Annotated in this window: 12 protein-coding genes; 6 read left to right on the top strand and 6 right to left on the bottom strand. The window is 36.0% G+C overall.

What is annotated here, in order from left to right; translation table 11 throughout:
- Window positions 1-292 precede the first annotated feature (292 nt).
- Complete coding sequence (locus NQ782_RS20080) at window positions 293-589, top strand: hypothetical protein (RefSeq protein WP_223082984.1); 297 nt, start codon at window positions 293-295, stop codon at window positions 587-589.
- A gap of 109 nt (window positions 590-698) precedes the next feature.
- Window positions 699-1178 carry a hypothetical protein gene (locus NQ782_RS20075; protein ID WP_267581337.1) on the top strand — a complete coding sequence of 160 codons (480 nt, stop codon included), beginning with the start codon at window positions 699-701 and terminating at the stop codon, window positions 1176-1178.
- Between the two features lie 124 nt (window positions 1179-1302).
- Here the strand turns inward: NQ782_RS20075 and NQ782_RS20070 are convergent, their stop codons facing one another.
- The 4 genes from NQ782_RS20070 to NQ782_RS20055 all read right to left on the bottom strand — a co-directional run bounded on the left by NQ782_RS20070 (window position 1303) and on the right by NQ782_RS20055 (window position 6790).
- Window positions 1303-3387 carry a catalase gene (locus NQ782_RS20070; RefSeq protein ID WP_267581338.1) on the bottom strand — a complete coding sequence of 695 codons (2085 nt, stop codon included), beginning with the start codon at window positions 3385-3387 and terminating at the stop codon, window positions 1303-1305.
- 460 nt (window positions 3388-3847) lie between these two features.
- Entirely contained in the window at window positions 3848-4402 is a 555-nt protein-coding gene (locus tag NQ782_RS20065) for a plasmid replication DNA-binding protein (protein ID WP_267581340.1), read from the bottom strand.
- A 65-nt stretch (window positions 4403-4467) separates the two neighbouring features.
- Window positions 4468-5391 carry a replication initiation protein RepM gene (gene repM / locus NQ782_RS20060; RefSeq protein WP_018680124.1) on the bottom strand — a complete coding sequence of 308 codons (924 nt, stop codon included), beginning with the start codon at window positions 5389-5391 and terminating at the stop codon, window positions 4468-4470.
- A 679-nt stretch (window positions 5392-6070) separates the two neighbouring features.
- On the bottom strand, window positions 6071-6790 hold the full coding sequence (locus NQ782_RS20055) for a hypothetical protein (protein WP_267581341.1): 720 nt from the start codon (window positions 6788-6790) through the stop codon (window positions 6071-6073).
- Between the two features lie 211 nt (window positions 6791-7001).
- Between NQ782_RS20055 and NQ782_RS20050 the strand changes: the two genes are divergently transcribed.
- From NQ782_RS20050 to NQ782_RS20035, 4 genes are all read left to right on the top strand, one after another.
- Complete coding sequence (locus tag NQ782_RS20050; protein ID WP_324287919.1) at window positions 7002-7892, top strand: MobA/MobL family protein; 891 nt, start codon at window positions 7002-7004, stop codon at window positions 7890-7892.
- A gap of 39 nt (window positions 7893-7931) precedes the next feature.
- On the top strand, window positions 7932-8288 hold the full coding sequence (locus NQ782_RS20045; RefSeq protein ID WP_267581335.1) for a hypothetical protein: 357 nt from the start codon (window positions 7932-7934) through the stop codon (window positions 8286-8288).
- Window positions 8285-8506 carry a hypothetical protein gene (locus tag NQ782_RS20040; RefSeq protein ID WP_262470963.1) on the top strand — a complete coding sequence of 74 codons (222 nt, stop codon included), beginning with the start codon at window positions 8285-8287 and terminating at the stop codon, window positions 8504-8506. Before NQ782_RS20045 ends, NQ782_RS20040 begins: the two co-directional genes overlap by 4 nt.
- Before the next feature lie 69 nt (window positions 8507-8575).
- On the top strand, window positions 8576-9598 hold the full coding sequence (locus tag NQ782_RS20035) for a hypothetical protein (protein ID WP_267581336.1): 1023 nt from the start codon (window positions 8576-8578) through the stop codon (window positions 9596-9598).
- A gap of 674 nt (window positions 9599-10272) precedes the next feature.
- Here the strand turns inward: NQ782_RS20035 and nadS are convergent.
- Together nadS and NQ782_RS20025 are read right to left on the bottom strand one after the other, a co-directional pair.
- Window positions 10273-10545, bottom strand: a complete 273-nt coding sequence (gene nadS, locus NQ782_RS20030) for a NadS family protein (protein WP_000369783.1) — start codon at window positions 10543-10545, stop codon at window positions 10273-10275.
- On the bottom strand, window positions 10538-10858 hold the full coding sequence (locus tag NQ782_RS20025; RefSeq protein WP_000897308.1) for a type II toxin-antitoxin system RelE/ParE family toxin: 321 nt from the start codon (window positions 10856-10858) through the stop codon (window positions 10538-10540). Before NQ782_RS20025 ends, nadS begins: the two co-directional genes overlap by 8 nt.
- Between the last annotated feature and the right edge of the window lie 259 nt (window positions 10859-11117).

The raw sequence follows: 11117 nt of genomic DNA, 5'->3' as shown, positions 1-11117 counted from the left end.
TTAACTTATTTGTTCGATCGAAATTTTGTAAATTGATAAAAGTTACAAATAACGAATAATTATAAATAAGAAGAATACGGGGAAAAAACCAAATTGATTAAAAAATGATCAAATAAATATTTTTTTTTGTTGTTTTGGGGTTCTTAATGTTGACATTTACAAAATGTACTAATTTTTGTAATAATTTTCCTTTTGCTTCCTTCAAAATATTTACTTAAGATAAAACAAGTAAATATTTATTTGTTATTTCTCAAGACTATTATAATAAACAGCTAATTTTATAGGTGAATTTATGGCTCAAACTTGTTCAAGAGTGGCTACAATACGTCAGTCTCTTTTAAATGATTTTAATCCTGAAGTCCCTCTAGAATTCCCTAAAAAAGCTACTAGGGCAAGCCAACCTTTTTTTCAATTATTATCTGTGACTCATTCTGTTATTGGTACATGTGTATCAGCAAGATTACCAAATAATCTTATATATAATTTGTCAGATGAAGAAAGAGATAAGCTAAGTAATTTAACTCTAAAAAGAATAGAGAAATTGTCTGAAAACATCGATGAATATGATGGTGCTTATTTAGAAATCTAATCTATCTTTGATAAATTTAAGTGTCTAAAAAAAACAGCAATTTAATCTTTATCTAGTACAGAATTTTGTATAAGCTATTTCCCAAAGAATGGCTTATTAGAGAGATATTTTGTCTGATTTTAAGAGAGTCTCCGTAGTAGTTGCGCCATCCTATGACTTAAATAATCCTGTTTTTAAACAATTAGCACAAGATTTTAAAAAATACTGGCTATCAGGATGTGAACCCACTTTAAAATTTGGGCGAGACACGGCATTGGAGCGCCCTAATACTATTAGAGATGCGGGTTTAGCAAAGATTCATGTGTATTCATCTCATTTGAGTAAGAAAGAGCGGAATGCATGGAAACGTAAAAATAGTTCGGATCATCCTTTTTATCGAGGGACTAGTAACGATATTCTAATTTATGCAGTTAGTGAGGAAGGAACTGCAGTACTTCTTGCATATCATAAGTCAAATGGTCATAAAAAAATGAATGACTATCCTCACTTGGAGACATTAAGAATAATTGCTAAAAAAATCTTCGAAAGAAGAGGAGAACAACCAATACTGTTTGATGCATTAAGACAATTATATTTGCCAACAGGTTAGATATATCTAAAGAGGCCTAACACATAGTTAGGCTTTTTTGATTTTATATAATATCCATTATGTTAAATGGTGTCGGATTTAAAAAGCCTAGAACTAAATATTGAGTCTAGGCTTTTCTATATCTTTACGCTGGGATACCTGCCACTACATCTTCTCGCAACCAAAGTCTGTGGTTTTGTATGGCTAACTTGAAGTCATCCTGTTTATCCATAAATGACTTGCTACTGAAAACAGCATCATCTGATTGAATACCAAGATAATCAATAAGTTCTTTCTTATCATCAATTAAATAAATCGGTTTCAAATGCTTATAAGTCTCTAGAACATAATGTTTAGCAACACCATCGGCTTTAAATGTATCCAAATTATCACCATCAATCACAACGACAGCATCATAAGTTACTGATGGCTCACCATTTTGGCGACCATCTACGGCAATCTCTTTGCCATCTTTTGATTTAACTGGAGCTGAACTTGGAGCTAGAATTTCTGCAACAGCATTTTCGCTTTCCGCCCATGCTTTAACGGCATCTACTGAATTTGCATTTGACCCATCATGTACAAGTACTGCGATTTTACGTTGTTTAATATCTGGAGCAGGGAAAGCATCAATACTGAGTTTCTCAGAGGTTTTGACCTGACTTTGTTTCTTATTTTCAGGTTTGGTTGATGGTTTTAAACCGAGTTCATTTGCAACGTACGTTGCGAGATCTTCATCAATATTAACTAAAATTCGATCAATAACTCGTTGGCGAATTGCTTCATCTTTTACCTTAGATAATTCAAATGCGTAAGCATCTTTTATATGCTGTTGCTCATGCTTTTTTAAACTGGTGTAGTGAAGCGTCGCTTGAGAGAAATGATCAGCAAAGCTTTCAGGGCGAACACGTAATTTGCTTGCCTCGAGAGGTTCTGGATAAGAGCTAAAAGCTCCTTTATCTTGAACAGCCTCACGTGGCCAATTTTCATCTACTGAATTTGGCTCATAATTCGCCTTTCCTTTGTAAACTTCATGATTGGCGAAACCTCCACGTCGATTGGTATGAAATGGACATACAGGTTTATTGATTGGAATTTGATTGAAATTGGCTGTACCTAGACGATGCAGATGCGTGTCTGTATAGCTAAATAAGCGTCCTTGAAGTAAAGGGTCATTACTGAAATCGATTCCTGAGACAACATTTGCAGGACTGAAAGCAACTTGCTCCGTTTCAGCAAAGAAATCATCTGTATTACGGTTCAGAATGAATTTACCTAATGGTGTTACTGGGACTAGCTCCTCAGGCACAAGTTTTGTTGGATCTAGTACATCAAAATCCCATTTTTCAGCTTCTTCTTCTGTAAAAATTTGAGCCCCAAGTTCCCATTCTGGATAGTTTCCCTTTTCAATTGCATCCCATAGATCACGACGATGGAAATCAGGGTCCTTACCATTGAGTTTCAAAGCTTCATCCCAAACAACCTGAGCAACGCCTTGTTTTGGTGTCCAATGAAATTTCACCAAATGGGCTTTGTTTTCGGAATTAATGAATCTAAATGTATGTACACCAAAGCCTTGAATAGAACGGAGGTTGCGTGGAATAGCACGATCGGACATAACCCAAGTTGTCATATGTGCAGTTTCAGTATTTAACGATACAAAATCCCAAAACGTATCGTGTGCTGATTGACCTGTCGGAACTTCATTAGGGTCTTCAGGTTTAACTGCATGGACAAGGTCAGGAAATTTAATTGCATCTTGGATGAAAAACACAGGGATATTATTCCCAACCAAATCGTAATTTCCCTCTTGAGTATAAAATTTAATAGAGAAGCCACGAACATCTCGAACAACATCTGCAGATCCACGTCCGCCTTGAACCGTGGAAATACGGGCAAAAATTGGTGTTGGCTTAGTTGTATCTGTCAGGAACTGCGCTTTAGTCCATTTCTCATTGCCTTTATAAGCTTCAAAATAACCATGTGCGCCAAAACCTCGAGCATGCACAACCCGCTCTGGAATACGTTCACGATCAAAATGGATCAATTTATCTCGCAATAGAAAATCTTCAAGTAACGTTGGTCCACGGTCACCAATTTTTAGACTATTTTGATTATCTAATACTGGAACACCTAATGAACTTGTAAGAGTCTTTCCTTTAGGATCGACATAACTTTCCTGTTCAAATTGGGCAATTTTAGAGTTGTCGTTATTGAGTGGCTTACTCATTATATTTTCCTCATTTATATTGTTAGATAAGGCTGAAAGATTTAGATTGGTAGTCTTATAGTTATAAAAATCTTATCTGATAATTAATAATCTTCTTTTAGCTAATACCTATTCACAACATTAAAACAACAATCGAAATATCTAAGTAGTTATGCGGTATTGATTCAAAATCGTATTGAGATAACTATATTTGAAAACCCTAAAAAATTGAGGCATTAGAGGGGAAAATGTAGATGGGTTACAGTTAAATTATAAGATAGGTAAATATTTAAATTATTTAAAATTAACATAATACGCCTTATGCGAAATACTTGAACTTTTCCTTTTCGCATCAATACCTTAAAGTAAGCCGTTCCCGAGTTCAGCGCACTGGAACGGCTTTTTCGTGACTATTCACGTTCCACGCCTATTCCATGATCATTTTTATGTATTTTTATTCATCTAGATTAAACAATTTTGATTAATCATAGGGTCTAAAAAAACGACTCCAAAACCCTCTTTTCTCAGGTTCTGGTTCAATATGTTCTGGTATAGGAATTCTTGGGTTTGAAAGTTCTTGTTCTGGTTTTAACTCATTTTCGTTTGACTTAGTAGTGTTCTGCTCACGACTCGTATTTGGGTCGATAGATGGTGCTATATCAGGGTCGATAGACGTAGTGATATTAGGTTTAGGAGCTTCTAATAAGCGCTGCATAGCTTCAATCTGTTCTTGGTAGAAAGATTCTCTTTCTAATGACTTATTTTCTCTAAGTAAAGCTTGATTCAATTGTTTTTCAAGCATGTCAACTTGACGTTTTAATAAGTCAACTTCAGTCAAATTTTGACTGTTAATTGATTGACTTTGATTTACATCAATATCTTTCTTTTGTGGTTCGCCAAATACTCTTAAGGCTTCAGCGAAGTCAATTAAACCATCAGAGCCTTTTGATAAATTTCCTTTATTTATATGTGCATAGATAGCTTGTCTTGAATATCCATACAACTTAGCCAATTCTGAAACTGATAATTTTTTCATGCTGTAAACTGGGTTTATTTTTAGTTAATACTTTACTATTAAATTGACAATGTCAATTTACAAGGTTACTTAAAACCGAGAGCTGAAAGGTATGATGCATATTCTTTGATTTTTGTAGGGTTCATTAAATCATTAGATATTCTGTCTGTGAAATCATCATAACTTTCTCCTGCTTTACTATATTTTGAGGAAAAACTTGGGCTGTATGCTAATTTACTTGAGAACAATTGAATTTGTTTTGGTGTCAACTCACTTACAAGCTCAAGTTGTTCACCATTATGTTTAGTTAAGGTTTTGGCAGGTGTCTTTGATTTAAAAGAAAAACTGTAGCCTGAAATAGATCGTCCAGTTTTATGCTGTTCAGATTTCACCTTAATGTCTGTGAATGTATTTATTTGGGATATAGCTATATCTAAGACTCTTCTCTTGAAATTATCAGATCTAATATATTCATCGTCAGCAATTCCAAGCTGTTTCCGAAAGTCTGTAATCTCAAATACGGGGGTCTGGCCTGTAGTTCGCCAAGCAATTAGTAATTCATAGAGTCTAGTTGCATATCTACTTGTCAATTGACTGACTTGCTTTAACTCATAGCTTGTAAACCTTTCTTCTAACCTTGTAATTAAAGGAACTACAGCAGGTGAAAAGATAAGACTTACTGATGCTTCATTATCAATGTAACTGATCTCACTTACCCAACGGCTATGAGTAGTTTTGACATTCCCTTTATCTGTTAAAGATTGGTAAGTAAATCTTCTATCAAATAAAACTTTACTTGCTTCCTTAAGAACAGCATATGCAGTGTGTTTCTCTACTCCAAAATTTTCAATATAGCTCGAAGCATGAATTACCAATGCATCATTAGCATTGATTCCTTTACCTGTTTGTCTTGCTTCTATGATTGCTAGAAGAACTAACCTTTGTTCAACTAAGTCGAGATTATAACTAGCATTAATTAAAGCATTATCTTTGACAATTAAGTCTTTCATTATTCTTATGACTACATAGATATTTGATGTAGTAATACTACATCAAATATCTATGTAGTCAAATGGTCGATAAACGTAGTGATATAGGTCGATAAACGTAGTGATATAGGTCGATAAACGTAGTGATATAGGTCGATAAACGTAGTGATATAAACTCTAAAACCATTGGTATTAAAGGCTTTCAGCCTGTCTAAAAGCATTAAAAACTATTAAAAATAATTAAAAGCCTAGTCTGGTCAAAATTGCCCTTGGTTTTCGCTTCGCTCAAACTCTATTGAATCTCGCTTTCGCTCGATTCGGGGGCAATTTTTCGGTTAATTCCTTCGTGAATTTGAGAAAAAGCAAAGGCAAGAGCAAAAGCAACTCGGAATTCGCTTCGCTCATAGAGCTTTATGCTCGCTTCGCTCGGTCTAGGCTCAAATTTTTGCATCTAAACTTCACTTTTTTAGGTTAATCAACCTAAAAAAGCGGTTTTTCAGAGGGCCGAGGCGCGAATTTTGGGGATGTCGCTCGTAGACACTCGCTTGGTTAAGCTGTTCTTATCGTTTATAGATGCTGTGTTATTTGCTTCTATTTGCGTTTAGAGGCACTTTTTTGTTTTTTGGGTACTGATCTCTAGTTCAGTTTGAAATGATCGTACTATGGCGAAAATACAGCGTTTAAACGTGATATTTGTTCATTACTTTGATGTTTTGTTGAATGGGTTTCTTGGATCTTGTTTGGCTTCTTGTATAAATCGTTCAATTTCTTGGTATTGGCCTGAGTTGGCAATTTCTTGGGTGACTGTCTGTAGATCCTTGTTGGTTTGTTGCATGGTTTTACCGATCAAGGCCATACGAAATAAGGTTTTCAGGTTGTCCAAGTCCTGATTGGAGTGGGTTATTTGAAACTTTGCTCGTTCAAAAATACCTAGATAGAGTGAACCGATAAAGTATTTGATCTGGTCTTCTCGTTTTTTCTGTTGTTTCTGACTTTGTTTTTCCTTTTGTTGTTCTGGATTCAGGGCTTTTTCTATTTTCTGATTCAGGTTTTTCGCTGCGGTCTGGTGGCGTTGCGTTTTGAGGATCTCATCCAGTGCATCGTGCATGGCAAAGTAGGCATCGATGTCATGTTTTTGATGGAGCTTGAGGATGTTTTGCTCCAGTCCATTGCGTTTGGCAGGTTCGGTCTGTTGGATCAGTTGCAGCTGAAGCATGCGTTTGTTGTAGGCATTGCGTTCATAGCGACATTTCTGGATGAGTTGTCGGTCTTGCTCACTGAGATCCTGAAGACTTTTTTTGTTTTTGAGCATGTGCAAGCAACGTTCTTCAACTCGACGTTTGAACGGTAGATTGAGGATATGCGTGCCGAGTTCGTTGATTTCTTTTGCTGTGAGAACTAATGCTTTGCGTCCTGCCATTTGGATCTCATTTTGCCGTGGATTGAGACCATGTTAGCGTCATCTTATGGGCGTTTAAACTATTTTTTCTGCTATGCATAAAAAATAGTTTATCTCGTTTCCGTGTCTTTTTTTGACAACAACCGCTAAAGCGATTATTGTCAAAAAAAGACACTCCTCCTCGCTCCTGCGGAGAGCCTCCTTTGCGAATTGGATCTCAGGTGAATTCGGCATGTTTTACATGAATATTCGGCACAATGTGAAGAAGGATTCCAGTTCCAAGAATACCTTCCATTATCTGACTCGAACGGCTCATTTTGCCGAGCAAAAGGCCGATGAAGAATTGGAGTTCGTGCGTTCTGGAAATATGCCTGCTTGGGCTGTCGATGCACCTGCGACTTTTTGGCATAGTGCGGATCGTTATGAGATTGCTCGAGGTCGAACCAGTTCAACGTTGACCGTAGCTTTGCCAAAAGAATTGTCGAAACAGCAGCGTAAAGAATTGGTCGAGGCCTTTATTCAGGAATTTGCTGATCAGTATCAGTTCCCTTATACCGCAGCGGTGCATAATCATCCGAGTGAGCTGACAGGTGAAGATCAACCGCATTTGCATCTGATGTATTCTGAACGGAGTCTGTCCGATGGGATTGAACGACCACCAGAGCAGTTTTTTAAGCAGTATCGTCCAAAGAATCCTACTAAGGGTGGCGCACAGAAATTAACGGCTGATGCGTTGGGCTTTGGCCGTGATCAGGTCAAAGCCTTTCGAGAAAAAACTGAGCAGCTAATTAATCAGGCTTTGGAAAGGCATGCACCGATGAAAACCGTGATTCTGGAGGGTCTGGAAATTGTTGTTCCGAATCGAGTGAGTCATTTGTCCAATCAGGAATTTAACCAGAAGTACGGAACGCAGTTGCAGGATGTTCCGCAGATCCATCGGTGGAAGTTGAAAAGTGCTGATCCAATTATTCAGCTTGAAGTTGAGGCACAGAAGCAAACCATTCAACAGATTCGACAATTTAACAAGCTCCAGATCTATCAAAAGGAGTATAACCAAGCCTTAGCGCAGCGTAAAAATCAAGACTTGGATCGTGATGATAGTTATACGCCATCATGGTTCTAGGAATATTGTGAGGTTTTAAATAAAGCTTTTGGAGGTCGTATGAAGACTGGAAAACAAATTCTTGAGGGTCTATTTGAAGATCAACGTGCAGCTGTACATGATCCCCATCATCCAGTGAATGATCAGCTTCGTGCCAGTCTATTGTGGAAGAAACATTTACTTGAGTTGATTCAGATTCCACGCCATCAACTGAAATCAGATGATAGCTATGTTTTGGTGTCGGATATTCCAGAGTATTTTAAAGCACAGTTTGAGCAGTTTTTTTTAGGTCAGAACCTATCGCAGCATGTGGATCATCCTGAAGAATCACGATTGGATAGCAAATGTTTGGATAGTTTTATTGCCTATCTGAAAGATCATCCAAGTTATCAATCACAGCAGCGTGACCAAGTATGAAAAAGAATGTAGATGCAGAGCGTATTCGGGCAGCGTTTAAGGCAACGCAAGGGATTGTGGAGCATGAGTTTGAGCAGCATGTAATTGATGCCAGTCAAGCTTATGTCAATGCGATGATTGAACGGATTGCTTCTGGTGAGTCGAGTTTTGAGGAGGAAGATGAGGTGTTAATGATGAAGTGGAGAGCTATGAAAGCCTTACAAGATAAGGATTCATAGCTTCGTATAAGGCGTATTATGTTAATTTTAGACAAATTTCATAATTCTGATTTTTAGCTTAGGCCCTTAATGCAAAATTCTTATTCCTCTTTAGAAGAAATTTCATCTCTTGAATCTTTTGTGATAACGAGTCATATAAGTTCATATCATCATAAAATGATGTACGGTTTACCGAAAAATTTTAAAAAAATAGTTAAAAATGATAGTAAAGAAGCCTTTAAAATTAATGCTAAGGCTTACCATTCCTCTGTTACAGGTAAATTTTTAACTCACAGATCATCTGAATTATTTGATGACATAGTTGATCATCCAGAAAAGCTAAAAACAGAGTCTCAATTTATTCAACAACTCAGACTTCTAAAACTCTATCCAAATAAAGAATTTCCTATTTGGAATAAACATCTTGAACTATATAACACTCTTGAAAAAAACAATTTTTCTAAGGGAACTGCTGTAAGGATGTATCTATTTTTACAAGATAACTTTGTCATTAATGACTTTAGAAATTTGATCAACTTAAGTTATCTCCAGGAGAGAGATTACAATATCTTTTTAATATTATTTCACCTTGATTCTCTAGTTTTTAAGGATAAATTTCAACAAAAATCAATTTATAAGTATTTGATTATAGGTAAAATAAATGGAAAAAAGAAATCAGTTAACCATCGTTTTTGGAATTTAGTTAAAGTTATTGCATGTATGGAGTCCTATAAAAAAATAGGCATTTCTTATGACTTTTCTAAAGGCGTTCCAAAGGATGAAGATAGTTTTTCTTTAATAAATGAAGAACAAGCTGAACGTATTAAGTATTCAGTAAGAAAATTGAAAGAAAAAAAAGAAGGAGCATTTTACTTAAGCCATCTTTATCAAATAGTTGGTGCGGATAAATTACATCAAAACTTGAGTTCTTTTAATGGATTTTCACTTACTGGGTTATGGCTAATCTATATATATTCCATAATTCTTATCAGACCTGAATCTAAGATAAACAATTTAGGGATTAAGGATTTAGATTCAATTTTCAATATTTTCACTACAAAATATAAATCAGAAGGCACAAATCAATGGCCTTCTGATTTATCAAATTACTAATTAATAGTTTTTACTTACGTGGAGGATTATTCCCACGACCACCACCTGAAGGGTTACCTGTTGTACTTGGAGCATTTGTTGGCTTTGACATAGCAATTTCCTTTTTTGATTGCGTTTTGGTAGCACTATTATTGAAGAATCGCTCTATCAGATATATGCGAAAAAATTGAAATTTGTGCACTTTTTAACCAAATATTTATTCATTTAACATAATGGACCTTATGCGAAATCACTTCTAAAAAGTTATTGTTTTTCATATAGTTAAAAAATTTTTATCCCCCTGAAAAACAACAGAAAACCGACTTGGAAACAAGTCGGCTGCTTTTTAAGCGACTTTGTCACTTTTAGCCAATAAAACTGGTTGAAAAATGGTCGAAATCACAACTTTTTCTGATTTCTAAAGGCCTCTATTTCTGAAATTATCCCCATTTTCTGAGGACAATCCTTGGGATAATTTGAGGATATCTGCATGTACGTTCTGGCGTACAGCCATTCAAGAAAATCACCAATATGCAGACATGTCTCGATTTCATATCATGGCTTCATTGTGAACAGGATGTTCCAGATAAAAATAAGAAAAGCAGCGACAGGAAGCGAGGGATGACAGGAGTTGACCCTAGTACCAAATACGAAAAACCCCGACAGGATGTCGGGGTTTTTTATTGCCTAGAGTTTTAAATCAGGCTTGGATGCGCATCTAGAATACGAATCAAGGTTGCTGCAGGCCCTGTTGGATAGCGTCTGCCTTGTTCCCAATTCTGAAGTGTACGAGGGCTAATATGTAAACGTGCAGCAAATTCGGTTTGGCTCAAACCTGTTTTTTCTCGAACTTCTTTAATATCAGGAAGAGTCAGCTCAGTCACTCGACTTGCTTGGACTTCATTACGTTTAATCGCTCCTGCTTCTTTGATCGAAGCAACGAGGTCATCAAATAAGTTATTATCCATGAAATTGCTCCTTCACAAGTTGACGTAGGATAGCTGTCTCTTTATCAGTTAGGTTTTCTTTAACAGATTTAGGGTAAGCCAGTAGCATAAAGATCTGATCATCTTCAGTGATCCAGTAATAGATCACACGTATGCCACCACTTTTTCCTTTACTGCCTTGAGCACAACGTACTTTTCGAATTCCACCACCATTTTTAATGAGATCTCCTTTATCTGGCTGAACTAAAAGTTCCTGTTGGAGTTCTCTGTATTCATCATCGGAGACAAGCTCTTTGATTTGCTTAGTGAAAATACTGGTTTCAATGAATAGCATAGGTTAAGTACGTCAATGGCGTACTTTTATTGTAGTGAATATAGTGCAAAAAAGCCAATTACTAAGCTAATAATGATCAATAGCTAAAGATTCGCATACTAGAGATTTTATGTTAAATAATGGAGACACAATTTAACTTATTTGTTCGATCGAAATTTTGTAAATTGATAAAAGTTACAAATAACGAATAATTATAAATAAGAAGAATACGGGGAAAAAACCAAATTGATTAAAAAATGATCAAATAAATATTTTTTTT

It is taken from the genome of Acinetobacter sp. BD54 (assembly GCF_044778325.1).
GTDB lineage: Bacteria > Pseudomonadota > Gammaproteobacteria > Pseudomonadales > Moraxellaceae > Acinetobacter > Acinetobacter baumannii.
The sequence above is the reverse complement of the archived record's forward strand: the minus strand, read 5'-3'. Positions and strand labels throughout refer to the sequence as shown.